Origin of the sequence: Glutamicibacter soli (genome assembly GCF_052322135.1) — a bacterium.
Lineage (GTDB): Bacteria > Actinomycetota > Actinomycetes > Actinomycetales > Micrococcaceae > Glutamicibacter > Glutamicibacter soli.
In genome coordinates, this window is record NZ_CM125969.1 from 2,773,383 (window position 1) to 2,788,035 (window position 14,653).

The following is a 14,653-nucleotide window of genomic DNA, read 5'->3' on the forward strand; positions in this document are numbered from 1 at the left end:
AATTTTCACATTCACAGCCACGCTTCGATACTGCCACGGACCGCAGCGGTTTTCACTAATCCAATCCCGGTTCTGCGGCGCATTCGCGCAACGGCTGGCATGCAGTTCAGCGCGCGCCTCGACCGCTTGGCGCAGAATTCACCCACTCCCGCGCCAATCCGTGACACAAACCACACGTAAGGGCCTCGGAGCGTGTAACTTTGATCACAGAGTTAAACGTGTCTAACTGGAAGGACCAACCTACCGTGAGCGAGTCCAAGACCTTGGATAACCTGTCGAACGAAACCCGGTCATTCGCACCGAGCAAGGAATTCAGCGACAACGCCGTTGCCACCCAGGCCCGCTATGACGCGGCGGCGGCCGACCGGTTGGGCTACTGGGCCGACCAGGCGCGGCAGGTCCTCACCTGGGACACGGACTTCACCGAAACCCTGGACTGGTCCGAAGCGCCGGTCGCCAAGTGGTTTGTCGGCGGCAAGGTCAACGCGGCCTACAACGCGCTGGACCGCCACGTCGAGAACGGCCTGGGCGACCGCGTGGCCATCTACTTCGAGGGCGAGCCGGGCGACACCCGCACCTACACCTACGCACAGCTGACCGACGAGGTCAAGAAGGCCGCGAACGCCTTCGAGTCCCTGGGCATCGAAAAGGGCGACCGCGTGGCCGTCTACCTGCCGATGATCCCGGAAGCGGTCATCACCATGCTGGCCTGCGCCCGCATCGGCGCCATCCACTCGGTGGTCTTCGGCGGCTTCTCCGCCGACGCGCTGCGCAGCCGCATCGACGACGCGGACGCCAAGCTCGTGGTCACCGCCGACGGCACCTGGCGCCGCGGCAAGCCGAGCCCGCTGAAGCCAGCGGTCGACGAGGCGCTGTCCGCCCCTGGCCACACCGTGCAGAACGTTGTGGTCGTCAAGCGCAACGGCGAGCCCACCGAGTTCGGCCCGCTGGATTCGTGGTGGCACGATGTGGTGGATTCTGCCAGCACCGAGCACACCGCCGTGGGCCACGATTCCGAGCACCCGCTGTTCGTGCTGTACACCTCCGGCACCACCGGCAAGCCCAAGGGCATCGTGCACACCACCGGCGGCTTCCTCACCCAGACCGCCGTCACCCACCGCGACACCTTCGACCTGCATCCGGAGTCGGACGTCTACTGGTGCACCGCCGACATCGGCTGGGTCACCGGCCACTCCTACGTCACCTACGCGCCGCTGGTCAACGGCGGCACCCAGGTCATCTACGAAGGCACCCCGGACACCCCGCACCAGGGCCGCTGGTGGGAGATCGTGCAGAAGTACGGCGTGAGCATCCTGTACACCGCCCCGACCGCCATCCGCACCTTCATGAAGTGGGGACGGCAGATCCCGGACGGCTACGACCTGTCCTCCCTGCGTGTGCTCGGCTCCGTGGGCGAACCGATTAACCCGGAAGCCTGGATGTGGTACCGCGAGGTCATCGGCTCCAACAACGGCGCCAACGGCGAGAAGAAGGACAACCCGACCCCGATCGTCGACACCTGGTGGCAGACCGAAACCGGCGCCCACATGATCGCGCCATTGCCGGGCGTCACCAAGACCAAGCCGGGCTCCGCTCAGGTCGCCGTGCCGGGCATCAGCATCGACGTGGTCGACGAGGCCGGCAACTCGGTCGCCGACGGCGAGGGCGGCTTCCTGGTCATCCGCGACCCGTGGCCTGCGATGCTGCGCGGCATCTGGGGCGACATGGACCGCTACAAGGACACCTACTGGTCCCGCTTCGAGAACATGTACTTCGCCGGCGACGGCGCGAAGAAGGACGACGATGGGGATATCTGGCTGCTGGGCCGCGTGGACGACGTCATGAACGTCTCGGGGCACCGCCTGTCCACCACCGAGATCGAGTCCTCCCTGGTCGCCCACCCGTACGTGGCCGAGGCCGCCGTGGTCGGTGCGAAGGACGAGACCACCGGCGAGGCAGTTGTCGCGTTCGTGATCCTGCAGGCCGAACCGGCCGAGGGCGAGGATGTCGTGGCGACCCTGCGCAACCACGTAGGCAAGGACATCGGGCCGATCGCCAAGCCGAAGCACGTGCTGGTGGTCCCCGAGCTGCCGAAGACCCGCTCGGGCAAGATCATGCGCCGCCTGCTCAAGGACGTGGCCGAGGGCCGCGAGGTCGGCGACGCCACCACGCTGGCAGACAACACCGTCATGTCACAGATCGCGCAGTCGATGAAGAAGTAGCCGCCACGCAGCGCACCAGGCCGCCGTCCGGTCGTGCTTCCCAGTAGGAGGAGCTCATCCGGGCGGCGGCCTGTGTCGTGCCCGGCGTCAGCAGGCTCTAGCGCGCGGACTCTAGGCGTCCAGCGACACCGACCGAGGACGTGGAGCTGTGGCCCTCGACCACCACGTGGACCGTCTCCAGGTCAGTGAACTTCTGGTGCGTCGCGTCGATGACTTCCTCGGCGATGAATTCGAGGTCTCCGGGTGCGTCGGTGAAGATCTGCGGGTCCAAGGCCACTGCCTGCTCCATGGTGATGCGCAGCTGCCCGGGCGCGGTCGAGTCGAATGATTCAACATAGTAATACGGCCAGGTCATGGCATCGGGGCACCCTGCCCCCGCGGACTCCAGCCGCGACGCGGCCACCCGATTGGCCCACTGCTGCCGCGCTCCCCCGGACTCGGCGGGATTCCAGGCGACGCAGTTCTTGTCCCAGGTCGCTTCCGAGCGCCCCATGTCCAGAGCGATCTGGCGTGCGTTCTCGACCTGCGCCGGAGTGGTCGCCTTGGCGGTGGGGAGTTCCAGGGGCACGATGGGGCCCTGGACGATCGGGGTGCCGGCGTTGGCTTCGGCGGTGAGCTCCGCATCATTTGTCAGGAAGTCAGGGTCGACGTGGTTCACCGCCAGAATCGCGACAACCCCGGCCAGGAACGCGCCGACCGAAATGTTGCCGACAATGCGCTTGGCGTTCCTGTTCACACGAACCTCCCGGTGATTCCCTGTTTTCCTCCATCGAATATACCCAGTGGAAACAGGTTCCGGTATTCCGAACGGCCAGGTGACGGCAGGGAGGCGACGGGTTCTTCGCCTAGGGATTAGTTCGTCATGGAACGTCGACGGAGTGCGTGGCTGTACTAGATTGACTTCATGACTGAAAACGCCTCACGCACCATCCTGCTGCTCAACGGACCCAATCTGAATCTGCTGGGCACCCGCGAACCCGAGATCTACGGCCGCGAGACGCTGGCCTATGTCGAGGCCCTGGCCCGCAGCACGGCGCAGTCCCTGGGCTTCGAGCTCACCGCGGTGCAGTCAAACCACGAGGGCGTGCTGCTGGACGCCATACACGAGGCGCGCACCACCGCTGCGGGAATCGTGATCAACCCAGGGGCCTTCACCCATACCTCGATTGCGCTGGCTGATGCCATCAGCGGCGTGGAACTGCCTGCCATCGAGGTGCATATCTCGAACGTGCACAAGCGAGAGGCGTTCCGCCACCACTCGTACATCTCCCCCGTGGCCAGCTCCATCATCATCGGCGCCGGGGTCAACGGCTACCGCCTGGCCGTGGAGCAGATGGCCCACCTGCTGGGCAAGTAGCGCGGCAGGGCCCGTGGGCGGTTGCCGCCACGGGCGCTAGTCGCTGATGCAGGCGCCGGTCTTGATCGAGGTGGTCTTATGCCCGCCGGCGTTCAGCGCCTCGCGCATTTCCGCCAGGCTCAGGGCGAAGCCCACCTCGTCGTCGCTGCGCGACTTGGCGAAGATCAGCCCCACGGCGTCGCCGGACTCATCCAGCAGCGGGCCGCCGGAGTTGCCCTGGGCCACCTCGGCGGTGAGCTGGTAGACCGACAGCTGCGAGGGGTCTTCGCCATAGATGTTCGCGATGGACACGGTGGCCTTGGAAGCGACCACGGCGCCGCGCACCTGCTGCGGGCCGCCGGCGGGATACCCGACGAATGCCGCGGAATTCCCGCGGACCATGTCCTCGGTGGCCAGGTCGATCGGCTCGGCGGCAAGCCCCTCCACGTAAAGCAGCGCGATATCCGCCTCCGGGTCGAAGTACACCACCTTGCCGCGGTTCAGCTGGCCCTTGCCGGTTTCCACGGTGGCGGCGCTCAAGCCGGCGACCACGTGGGCGTTGGTCATCACCAGGTCGTCGTCGATGACGAAGCCGGACCCGGTCAGGTTCACGCCGCATTCAACCGCGGTGCCCGAGATCTTGGCCACGGACTTCGCCGAGGCCAGCTGCAGGTCGTTGGGCTTCCAATCGGTGTCCTCGACCGGCGCGACCGGCGGGGCGAAGGGCTCGATCAGCGCGGGAATTGTCTGGGCCATCACTGCGGAACGGGCAGTGGAAATGGCGGAGGTGACGAAGTCCGGGGTCAGGCCGCGGATCGTTTCGATCATCTTGGACTTGGCGATTTCGGCGGACAGACGCGGAATACCCATGCTGGAGGCGGAGAAGGCCAGTGCGCCGATGATGGTGGCGGTAATCAGGATCGAGAGCGCGCCACCGGCCAGCCGGTCCGCGGCACGCAGGAAATCGACGTTCATCCAATGGCGGATCTTGGTGGCGATGAAACGGCCCAGGGCCTGCCCCATGATGATCAGCACCGCGGCGGTGGCGACCATCAGGCCCACCCTCCACCACGGGTTGCTGGCCAGCGTCGAAACCAGCGGAATGGCGAAGAAGGCTGCCACGCCGCCGACGACCAGTCCGAGCATGTCCCCGACCGTCAGGAGGAAGCCGCGGCGGAGCCCGATAATGAAAAAGGTCAGCAGAACAACGCAAATGACCGCGTCCAGCCAGCCGAAAACTTCGAGCACCGAGACTCCACTTCATTCATCTAAACGGTATTAATCCAAGGTACCCTTAGAAGCTGATGGATTTCTGCGAGCATATTCGCGAGTTTTGTTCGAAACTGCGTGATTTTCAACATTTTCTTGGGTAAACCACGTGTGGAAACTGTCACATTGTTACCGAATACGGCACAATGAAGTAAGCGCCTACTACTGTTGACAGGAGATTTAATGGATATCGAGGTACTGCGTCGTGCGCCACTTTTCGCGTCGCTCGGTGATGAAGTATTCGCCACGCTAACCGAAGAACTGACCGAGGTCGATCTGTCCCGTGGTGCATCGGTGTTCCGTGAAGGCGATCAGGGCGACCGCCTCTACTTCATCGTCTCGGGCAAGATTAAGCTTGGCCGCACTTCGTCGGACGGACGCGAAAACCTGATTGCCGTTCTCGGCCCAGGCGAGCTGTTCGGCGAAATGGCTCTTTTCGATCCACACCCGCGCAACGCAACGGCGACCGCTGTGTCGGAAACCCGACTGGCCGGTCTGAGCCACGAGAACATGCGCAAGGCGATCCTGAACTCTCCTGAGGTTTCGATCCAGCTGCTGCAGGCTCTGGCTGCCCGTCTGCGTCGCACCAACGAGTCCCTTGCCGACCTGGTGTTCTCCGACGTTCCTGGCCGTGTGGCCAAGGCCCTGTTGGATCTGGCTGACCGCTTCGGTCGCCCGGCCACCGACGGCATCCTGGTCGCTCACGAGCTGACCCAGGAAGAGCTGGCACAGCTTGTCGGCGCCTCGCGCGAAACCGTGAACAAGGCCCTGGCCGAGTTCGTGCAGCGCGGATGGCTGCGTCTGGAAGCACGCGCCGTCGTGATTCTGGATATCCAGCGTCTGCGCCAGCGTTCGCGCTAAGCCGCACCAGCGAAAACAGCGAGGGCCGAATACCTGTCACAGGTATTCGGCCCTCGCTGTTTTCGCACCGGCTCACAGCCGCCGGCTCAGTGGCCGGCCGTGGCCTGCCACGAGCTGGCCGAGTCGGCCTTCTGCGTTCCGATGACCTCAAGATAGTAGGTGCCGTCGCGCACCAGAAGATCAGGATGCTGCAGGTCGAAGGAGCGCACCCGGGACAGGTAGGCCACCACGCCATTGGCATCGGTCATTCGTTCGAGCATGATTTCCACCGCCGGGTAGGTGATCTGCGACAGGCTCATGCCGACGGTGTTCGGCTGGCCGACCATGTCCCCTAGCGTGCTGCTGTTGCGTTTGGCCACTACCTGGCTGGCAACGCACCAGCGCCCCCATTTGCCCTTGCCGCGCAGCAGCGTCGGCTCCTGCCGCAGCGGGACGGTCGCGGCGAAGTACCAGGTGTCGAAGCGCCTGAATGCGAAGTTCGGGCTGAGCCAATGGGCCACCGGGCGCAGCAGGTCGGTGCGCAGCCCCAACCCGCGGCGTTTGAGGAATTCATCGAAGCCCAAGTCCTGACCCGCAATCGTTTCCCGGGCGGTCATCCATTCCTCGGGATCACTCATTTCCACCACCGACTGCTCGTCGGTGCCGGCCAACAGGATGCCGGTTTCCTCGAAAAGTTCTCGAATGGCGCAGACGATATGCGCCTGCACCAGTTGCTGGTCCAGCACGTCCATGCGCTTGGACCACTGCGACAAGCTCGGGCCGAACCACTTGTAGGTGGCCCTGTCGCTGGCTTCGTGGCTGCCTCCGGGGAATGCCACGTTGCCCAGGGGGGATCCCCCGGGCCGGTAGGTCAGATAGGTCTCCACACCCTGGGAGGTGTCGCGCACCAGGCTCACCGAGGAGGCCTTGCGGGCGGCGCGCGGGGTGCGCGTGCCGAAGGCGAACCAGTTTTCCGCCGCGGAGACTTCATGCGGCGGCACGTCGAAGAGCCGTCGCACCACGCCGTGGCGCGGTCCCGACGGGAATGCCCGCCGGGACCGCGCTACGGAATCGCGTCGTGGACTACTCAAATTCCGCGATGACCTCAACCTCAACCGGAGCATCCAGCGGCAGGACTGCCACGCCGACAGCCGAACGGGCATGCAGGCCTGCGTCGCCGAGCACCTCGCCGAAGAACTCGGAGGCACCGTTGATGACGCCCGGCTGGCCGGTGAACTCAGGTGCCGAGGCCACGAAGCCGACAACCTTCACGATGCGTTTGATGCGATCCAGATCACCGATTTCGGCCTTGATGGCCGCCAACGCGTTCAACGCCGCAGTCTGGGCCATGCCCTTGGCAGTCTCGGCGGAGACCTCTGCGCCGACCTTTCCCACGGCTGAGAGTTCACCATTAATCAGCGGCAACTGGCCTGAGGTGTAAACGTAGTTGCCGGTGGTGACGGCAGGCAGGTAGGCGGCGACCGGCTTGGCGACGGCGGGAAGGGTGAGTCCAAGCTCGGACAGGCGAGCTTCGACACGCGAGGAAGTGGCTTCTTGCATGGGGTTTTACTCCTTTTTTCGAGGTTTGGTTATTACTGCTTCGGGCGCTTGAGGTAAGCCACCGGAGAGGTGCCGTTAGGGCCTGGAACAACGGTTACCAGTTCCCATCCGTCGTCTCCCCACTGGTCGAGAATCTGCTTCGTCGCGTGGATCAGCAGAGGTAATGTGGCGTATTCCCATTTAGTCATACTCGATACGTTAGCGTGTCCTTGTAAACTAGTGGGTATGGCAGCTAAGAAGTCACCCTTTTTTGATACAGCTACCACTCTGGGCAAAATCGTCGCATTCTTCGGAATCAGTGCTCTGTGTGGTGTGCTCGCCGCCGGCATGATTGTGCCCGTGGCAGCTATCGCAAAATCCGGCTTGACCACCGGTAACAACATTGTGAGCGCGCTTCCGAGCTCGTTCGAGGCACTCCCGATTTCGGAGCCTTCGACGATCGTGGATGCCGAGGGCAAGGAAATCGCGAAGTTCTACGAGCAGAACCGCCAGCCGGTGAAACTTGATGACATTTCGCCCTTCATGCGCAAGGCAATCGTCTCGGTGGAGGACGAACGTTTCTACGAGCACAAGGGCATCGACCCGCAGGGCATCGCCCGTGCAGTGGTCGGCAACCTCACGGGTTCCTCGCGCTCGGGTGCTTCGACCCTGACCCAGCAGTACGTGAACAACCTGCTGGTGAACAACCAGGAACTGACAGGTTCCGAGGAAAGCACCATCAGCGGCCAGAAGGACTACGCGGACAAGATCCGCGAGCTGAAGTACGCCGTGTCCATCGAGAAGGAAATGTCCAAGGACGAGATCCTCGAGGGCTACCTGAATCTGGTGCTGTTCTCGGGCCGCGAGTATGGGGTGCAGGCTGCCGCACAGTACTTCTACTCCGTTGACGCCAAGGACCTGAACCTCCAGCAGTCGGCAATGCTCGCCGGCATGGTGCAGCTGCCCAACGTCTACAACCCGATCAACAATCCGGAGCGTTCGCTGGATCGCCGCAACAAGGTGCTGGGCAATATGCTGCGCGCCGGCGCGATCACCAAGGCCGAATACGACAAGGCCGTCAAGAGCGATCTGGAGCTGGATCCGAGCCGCTCCCCTTCGGGCTGCATCGCCGCGGCTGACAACGCCTACTTCTGCGACTACGTCACCAACTTGATCCTCACCGACGACGCCTACGGCGAGACCAAGCAGGACCGCGAAAACCTGCTGTACCGCGGCGGTTTGACCATCAAGACCACGCTGAACAGCAAGCTGAACAAGAAGGCTGCCAAGGACGCACGCAAGGCCATCGATCCGAAGGCCAAGTCGAACAAGGACGTTTTCTCCTCGATCGTTTCGGTTGAGCCGGGAACCGGCAACATCCTGACCATGGCGCAGAACACCACGTACGACCCATCCGGCGGCTTGGGAAACACCGTGATCAACTTCGCCGTGGAACGTTCGCTCGGCGGCGCCGGCGGCTTCCAGGGCGGTTCCACCATGAAGCCTTACACCACGCTCGCGTGGCTCAAGGAAGGCCACAACATGTGGGACACGATCAATGCCCGCAAGCAGACTTTCCCTGTTGGTTACAAGTTCAAGGCATCCTGCCTTCCCGGAGGAACCACCACCGTCGGCGCCCCGTGGGAACCTAAGAACGCTTCGCGTGGCTTCTACCGCTCGATGAAGGTCGACTACGGCCTGTACTGGTCGATCAACTCCGCGACCGTGCAGGAAGCTGCCAAGCTCGACCTGTGCAACATCACCGACTACATCAACGCGCTGGGTGTGAAAGCCCAGGACGCGGGCGAGAACGGCACCCCGGCCGACTTCACCCCGTCCAACCCGTCGTTCATCATCGGTTCCGAGAAGATCACCCCGCTGAGCCAGGCCGCAGCCTTCGCGGCATTCGCCAACAAGGGCGAGTTCTGCGAACCGCGTGCACTGACCTCGGTCACCGACCGCGACGGCAACTCGTACAAGGTCAAGAAGACCACCTGCAGCCAAGCCGTTGAGGAGCAGCACGTCAGCGACCTGAACGGCACCCTTTCGCGGATCGCCAAGACCCGTGTGGCCAAGGGAAGCATCGACGTCCCGATCGCCGGCAAGACCGGTACGAACAACGGCGCGACCTCCACCTGGTTCGTCGGCTACACCAGCGGCATTTCCACCGCTTCGTGGGTCGGCCGACTGAAGGGCCAGGGCGAGGACCGCGAGGAAAACTTGATGCACGGCGCCATGATCAACGACCAGCGTGCACCATCCATGGTTGACTCCTCGACCTATGCCGCACCGCTGTGGCTGGACTTCATGCAGGAAGCCGTTTACGACTACCCGCACGAATCCCTCGGCTCGGCACGCAAGGCCCCGGTTGTGAAGAAGAAGGAGCCTGCCGAGGATTCCACGGAAGACTCGAAGTCTGATTCGAAGGAAGACTCGAAGTCCGATTCCAAGAAGGAATCGAGCTCGGAGTCGAAGTCGGATGAAAAGGAATCCAAGAAGGAATCCAAGTCGGAGTCCAAGGAATCCAAGTCCGATTCCGAGAAGGAATCAAAATCCGATGACTAGCTTGTAGCTGAGAAGGCCGCGTTCAACTTTGGTTGAACGCGGCCCTTCGGTTTAGATTGGCTTATTGAAGGCTTTGTGGAAAGCCGTATTGAAAGGACGATGACGGACAGGTCATGGCGGAACAGAAAAACTTTGCATCGGCATTGGGCCATGCTGCCGGCACCGCGGCCCTGCTGGCCGCCGGAGCGCTGGCTGCAGGCGGAGCCCTCATCGGTTACGGCATGTACGAGACCCAGAAGTTCGGGGTCCGCCGCGAGACCTTGAAGGTGCTCCCCCGAGGCTCCGCCGACATCCGCATCCTGCATCTGTCCGACATCCACATGATTCCTGGACAGCACCTGAAGACCCGATGGATCCGGAACCTTGCCAGGCTGAACCCCGATTACATCATCAACACCGGCGACAACCTCAGCCACCTGGACGGCGTGCCCGACCTGCTGCACGCGCTGGAGCCGCTGATGCATGTGCCCGGCGCCTTCGTTCCAGGCTCCAACTGCTATTTCGCTCCCCGACCGAAGAACCCGCTGCGCTACCTGATCCGGCACACCGGCACCCCGAACCCCTCGGAACGCGACGCGTTGCCCTTCGATAAGATGCACCGGGCTTTCGGAGCGGCCGGATGGATCAACATGTCCAACCAGGCTTACTCGACCGTGCTGAAGGGCATCCGTCTGGACCTGACCGGCGTGGACGACCCGCACATCGCGCGCGACCATTTCGCCGGCTGGACCCGCGGCTCCTCCACCAGCAACGAGGCGCCGCATGTTCGCATCGCCCTGACCCACGCCCCGTACCAGCGGGTCCTGGACCAGTTCACCGCGGCAAACGCCGACGTCATCTTTGCCGGCCACACCCATGGCGGCCAGGTCTGCATCCCGGGCTATGGGGCTCTGGTGTCCAACTGCGACCTGCCGACCTGGCGCGCCCGCGGCCTGACCTACTGGGAGCACGCAGGCAATAGCGTGCCATTGAATGTCTCGGCCGGCCTCGGGCATTCCCGCTTCGCCCCGATACGCATCGCCTGCCCGCCGGAAGCCGTGCTGGTAACGCTGACCGCCCGAGACTAACCTCCTCGAATCCTGATGGCTTCGTGCCTGCCGCATTGTTGCGCGACAGGCGCGAAGCCATTTTTTCGTCCTATGTGAAACATTCACTTCTCAATCCCGTGAATGATTGAATTCTCCCAACTAGTGACTGTAGTCTGTAGCTCTGTCGAAAATCTGGGTGAATGCGGGGAATCGTGGCGCAGGGCAAGAACGGTGGAACCGCCGAGGTCGTTCCGCTGTCAAAAACATTGAAAAGACTCGCACCCTTCGTCAAACCGGTACTGCCCCGGCTCATCGGCGGATTCTTCTGCGCGCTGGGCGCGGGTATCGTGGCGCTGGCCATTCCGCAGGTCCTGGCCAAGCTGGTCAACGACGTCCTCGCGGTCGACGGCGCCTCCGGGCAGGTCTGGTTTGCCGTCGGCATCATCACCCTGCTCGGCTTCGTCGAAGCGCTGCTGATCTTCCTGCGCCGCCAGTTCGTGCTCAACCCCGCCGCAGGCGTTGAAATGAACATGCGTGTGGGGTTCTACCAGCACCTGCAGCGCCTGCCGGTCGCCTTCCATGAACGCTGGGGCTCCGGGCAGCTGCTCTCGCGCAGCATGTCGGACCTGTCGCTGCTGCGCCGCTGGATCGCCTTCGGCGCCATGATGCTGATCGTGGACACCGTCACCGTGATCACCGGCCTGGTGCTGATGTTCACCCACTCCTGGACCCTTGGCCTGCTGTTCCTGCTCGGTTCCATCCCGATCGCCATCAAGGCCTACCGCTTCCGCAACGACTTCCGCGCCGCCAGCAGGCTCAGCCAGGACCAAGCCGGCGACCTGGCCACCGCCGTGGAGGAATCCGTGCACGGCATCCGCGTGATCAAGGCCTTCGGCCGCGGGCGCGACATCTACGAGGGATTCAACGAGCAGGCCAAGTCGCTGCAGGAAACCGAGCTGTCCAAAGCCAGGACGCTGGCCAGCTTCCTGCTCACCGTGGTCGCCATCCCGGAAACCATCCTCGGCATCGGGCTGATCATCGGCATCGCCCAAGTGGCCGCCGGCACGCTGAGCGTGGGCTCGCTGGTCGCCTTCTTTGCCATCGCCGCGGTCATCGCCATTCCGGTGGAAGCCATGGGCATGCTGCTGGGCATGACGCTGAGCACCAAAACGGCTCTGGAACGTCATTTCGAGGTCATGGATTCGGTCAACGACATCACTTCCCCTGAAGCGCCGGTGCGGCCGGCGCAATACACCGGTGCGGTGCAGCTGGAGCACGTCCGCTTCGCCTACCCGGACGACGCGGGCCGCGCCCGTCCGATTCTGGCGGAGATCAACCTCGAGATCCGCCCCGGGGAAACCATGGCGCTGGTGGGCATCACCGGCTCGGGCAAGTCCACGCTGCTGAACCTTGTCCCCCGGCTGCACGACACGACCGCCGGCACGGTGAAAGTGCACGGGGTCGACGTGCGCGACTGGGACCTTGACGAGCTGCGTACCGAGGTCGCGGTGGCCTTCGAGGACACCACGCTGTTCTCCACCACCATCCGGGACAACGTGCTCATGGGCGCGCCCGGCGACCTGACGGCCGAACAGCGCGAAGCGCTGCTGGCCGAAGCGCTGGATGTCGCGCAGGCGCAGTTCGCCTACCAGCTGGCCGACGGGGTGGACACGCTGATCGGCGAGGAGGGCCTGTCCCTTTCCGGCGGGCAGCGCCAGCGCATCGCCCTGGCCCGCGCCATCGCGGCCCGCCCGCGGGTGCTGGTGCTCGACGACCCGCTCTCGGCGCTGGATGTGCGCACCGAGGAAGCTGTCACCGCACGGCTGCGCAGCGTCCTGTCCGGAACCACCACGCTGGTGGTGGCGCACCGTCCCTCCACCGTGATGCTGGCCGACCGCGTGGCGCTGCTGCGCGACGGGCGCATCGACGCGGTGGGAAGCCACGCGAACCTGCTGAGCACCAACGAACACTACCGCTATGTCATCGCCAGCCTGGACGAGAACGAGCCCGAGATCCGATCGGAGGTCGTCCGATGAGCAGGCCCCTGGGCGTCGCCAACGAAGACACCGTCAAGCTCACCGGCGCCGAGCGCAAGGACGTGCGCCGGCGTTCCTTCCGCCTGCTCGCCACGCTGGCGCTGCCGCAGAAGAAGCTATTCATCCTGACCATCGTGCTGGTGCTGTTCACCAATGCGGCCCGCGTGCTGCTGCCGGTGCTCATCGCGCTGGCCATCGACTGGACGCTGCCGCAGGTGCGCCAGGGCAACTGGGCCTCGCTGGGGGTCACCGGCGGGGCCTATATCCTCTGCGCCATCCTAGCCGGCGTGCTGCTGTCCTGGTACATCAAGTGCGCCGCGAGGATCTCCCAGGCCATGCTGCTGGACCTGCGCCAGAAGGTCTTCCGCCACACCCAGCGCCTGAGCCTGGAATTCCACGAGAGCTACACCTCCGGGCGCATCATCTCCCGCCAGACCTCCGACCTGGAGACCCTGCGCGAGCTGCTGGACCAGGGTGTCTCCGAGCTGGCCTCCTCCTGCGTGTTCATCATCTTCACGCTGATCTCCATCTTCGCGCTGGACTGGCGCTCGGGCGTGGTGGTCTGCATCGCGGCGGTGCCGGTGGCCGTCCTGTTCCACTGGTACCAGAGCCGCTCCGAGGTGCTCTACCGCGAATCCCGCGTGGTCTCCGCCAAGGTGATCTCCACCTTCGTGGAAACCATGACCGGCATCCGCGCGGTCAAGGCCTTCCGCCGCGAACGCGCCAACGACGCGAACTACGCGGATATCGCCGGGGCGTACCGGGACAACAACGTGCGTTCCTTCAACCTCTTCGGCGTGCTGCAGCCGGGGCTGGTGCTGATCGGCAACCTGACGGTTGCCGCGCTGCTTGCCTATGGAGGATTCCGCATCATCGACGGAACCTTGGCCGTGGGCGTCTTGGTCGCGATCCTGTTGGCCGCCAAGCGCGTCTTCCAGCCCATGGACGAGATCGCCATGTTCTACTCCTCGCTGCAGTCCGCCACCGCGGCTCTGGAGAAGGTCTCCGGCCTGCTCGAAGAGGAGCCCACGGTCCGCGAGCCGCGCTCCCCTCGCAGCATCGAACGCGTCCGCGGCGAACTGGTCTTCCGGGACGCGGTGTTCGGCTACGGCGACGGGCCGGTGGTCATGGACCGCTTCGACCTGGCGATCGAAGCCGGGCAGACCGTGGCAGTGGTCGGCCAGACCGGTGCCGGCAAGTCGACGCTGGCCAAGCTGATCGCCCGCTTCTACGACTTACGCTCCGGTAGCCTGGAGCTGGATTCGGTGCCGATCAGCGAGCTGTCCAACGAGGAGCTGCGCCGGCATGTGGTGATGGTGACCCAGGAGGCGTTCTTGTTCTCCGGCACCGTGGCTGAGAACATCGCGCTGGGGCGTCCGGGCGCTTCGCTGGAGGAAATCCACGACGCGGCGCGGGCCGTGGGAGCGCACGAGTTCATCCTGGACCTGCCCGACGGCTACGACACCGACGTGAACAAGCGCGGCGGCCGCGTCTCGGCCGGACAGCGGCAGCTGCTCTCCTTCGCCCGGGCGTTCCTGGCCGACCCGGCGGTGCTGATCCTCGACGAGGCCACCAGCTCGCTGGACATCCCCTCCGAACGCGCGGTGCAGCATGGTCTGCAGACCTTGCTGGGCAACCGCACGGCGCTGATCATCGCCCACCGGCTGTCCACCGTGCAGATCGCCGACCGGGTGCTGGTGGTGCACGACGGAAAGATCGTGGAGGACGGCAGCCCGGAGGAACTGATCACCGCCGAGGGCCGCTTCGCGGCCCTGCACAAGGCCTGGCTGGACTCGCTGGTATAGCAGGACGCAACGA

At 64.3% G+C, this 14,653-nt stretch carries 12 protein-coding genes; 7 read left to right on the forward strand and 5 right to left on the reverse strand.

Annotated features, from left to right (window positions below):
* The first annotated feature begins 245 nt into the window (after positions 1-245).
* Entirely contained in the window at positions 246-2,222 is a 1,977-nt protein-coding gene (gene acs / locus ACTX90_RS13190; protein ID WP_113607484.1) for an acetate--CoA ligase, read from the forward strand.
* Positions 2,223-2,319: 97 nt separating this feature from the next.
* Here the strand turns inward: acs and ACTX90_RS13195 are convergent, their stop codons facing one another.
* Positions 2,320-2,958, reverse strand: coding sequence for a hypothetical protein (locus tag ACTX90_RS13195; protein ID WP_443442213.1), 639 nt, complete (start codon positions 2,956-2,958; stop codon positions 2,320-2,322).
* 168 nt (positions 2,959-3,126) lie between these two features.
* Between ACTX90_RS13195 and aroQ the strand changes: the two genes are divergently transcribed.
* Positions 3,127-3,579 carry a type II 3-dehydroquinate dehydratase gene (aroQ, locus tag ACTX90_RS13200; protein WP_443442214.1) on the forward strand — a complete coding sequence of 151 codons (453 nt, stop codon included), beginning with the start codon at positions 3,127-3,129 and terminating at the stop codon, positions 3,577-3,579.
* A 36-nt stretch (positions 3,580-3,615) separates the two neighbouring features.
* Here aroQ and ACTX90_RS13205 read toward each other — a convergent pair whose 3' ends face one another.
* Positions 3,616-4,806 (reverse strand): MarP family serine protease, encoded by a 1,191-nt coding sequence (locus tag ACTX90_RS13205; RefSeq protein WP_424573392.1) that lies wholly within the window; start codon positions 4,804-4,806, stop codon positions 3,616-3,618.
* Positions 4,807-5,010: 204 nt separating this feature from the next.
* Here ACTX90_RS13205 and ACTX90_RS13210 point away from each other — a divergent pair, with 204 nt between their 5' ends.
* A complete protein-coding gene (locus ACTX90_RS13210) occupies positions 5,011-5,688 on the forward strand; it encodes a Crp/Fnr family transcriptional regulator (RefSeq protein WP_047119846.1) in 678 nt (225 codons plus the stop codon).
* An 86-nt stretch (positions 5,689-5,774) separates the two neighbouring features.
* On the opposite strand, the gene ACTX90_RS13215 is transcribed toward ACTX90_RS13210, so the two are convergent.
* The 3 genes from ACTX90_RS13215 to sp36 form a co-directional block, all read right to left on the reverse strand.
* Positions 5,775-6,668 (reverse strand): NUDIX hydrolase, encoded by an 894-nt coding sequence (locus tag ACTX90_RS13215; RefSeq protein WP_244910888.1) that lies wholly within the window; start codon positions 6,666-6,668, stop codon positions 5,775-5,777.
* Between the two features lie 82 nt (positions 6,669-6,750).
* Positions 6,751-7,227 (reverse strand): RidA family protein, encoded by a 477-nt coding sequence (locus tag ACTX90_RS13220; protein WP_053798610.1) that lies wholly within the window; start codon positions 7,225-7,227, stop codon positions 6,751-6,753.
* Between the two features lie 32 nt (positions 7,228-7,259).
* The gene (sp36, locus tag ACTX90_RS13225) at positions 7,260-7,415 is read right to left on the reverse strand and encodes a Sp36 family protein (RefSeq protein WP_113607488.1); all 156 of its coding nucleotides are present in this window, start codon (positions 7,413-7,415) and stop codon (positions 7,260-7,262) included.
* Positions 7,416-7,566: 151 nt separating this feature from the next.
* On the opposite strand from sp36, the gene ACTX90_RS13230 reads away from it, so the two are divergent.
* The 4 genes from ACTX90_RS13230 to ACTX90_RS13245 all read left to right on the forward strand — a co-directional run bounded on the left by ACTX90_RS13230 (position 7,567) and on the right by ACTX90_RS13245 (position 14,640).
* Positions 7,567-9,771, forward strand: a complete 2,205-nt coding sequence (locus ACTX90_RS13230) for a transglycosylase domain-containing protein (RefSeq protein WP_231735913.1) — start codon at positions 7,567-7,569, stop codon at positions 9,769-9,771.
* A gap of 113 nt (positions 9,772-9,884) precedes the next feature.
* Complete coding sequence (locus tag ACTX90_RS13235) at positions 9,885-10,838, forward strand: metallophosphoesterase (RefSeq protein ID WP_443442215.1); 954 nt, start codon at positions 9,885-9,887, stop codon at positions 10,836-10,838.
* 161 nt (positions 10,839-10,999) lie between these two features.
* Positions 11,000-12,835 (forward strand): ABC transporter ATP-binding protein, encoded by a 1,836-nt coding sequence (locus ACTX90_RS13240; RefSeq protein WP_443442216.1) that lies wholly within the window; start codon positions 11,000-11,002, stop codon positions 12,833-12,835.
* The gene (locus ACTX90_RS13245; protein ID WP_424573389.1) at positions 12,832-14,640 is read left to right on the forward strand and encodes an ABC transporter ATP-binding protein; all 1,809 of its coding nucleotides are present in this window, start codon (positions 12,832-12,834) and stop codon (positions 14,638-14,640) included. The genes ACTX90_RS13240 and ACTX90_RS13245 overlap by 4 nt, the downstream gene beginning before the upstream one ends.
* Positions 14,641-14,653: the final 13 nt, after the last annotated feature.

Bases quoted from the DNA above. Each gene is read 5' to 3' on its own strand.
- aroQ (WP_443442214.1), top strand. From the start codon at position 3,127: ATGACTGAAAACGCCTCACGCACCATCCTGCTGCTCAACGGACCCAAT.
- ACTX90_RS13210 (WP_047119846.1), top strand. From the start codon at position 5,011: ATGGATATCGAGGTACTGCGTCGTGCGCCACTTTTCGCGTCGCTCGGT.
- ACTX90_RS13220 (WP_053798610.1), bottom strand. From the start codon at position 7,227: ATGCAAGAAGCCACTTCCTCGCGTGTCGAAGCTCGCCTGTCCGAGCTT.
- sp36 (WP_113607488.1), bottom strand. From the start codon at position 7,415: ATGACTAAATGGGAATACGCCACATTACCTCTGCTGATCCACGCGACG.
- ACTX90_RS13235 (WP_443442215.1), top strand. From the start codon at position 9,885: ATGGCGGAACAGAAAAACTTTGCATCGGCATTGGGCCATGCTGCCGGC.
- ACTX90_RS13240 (WP_443442216.1), top strand. From the start codon at position 11,000: ATGCGGGGAATCGTGGCGCAGGGCAAGAACGGTGGAACCGCCGAGGTC.
- ACTX90_RS13245 (WP_424573389.1), top strand. From the start codon at position 12,832: ATGAGCAGGCCCCTGGGCGTCGCCAACGAAGACACCGTCAAGCTCACC.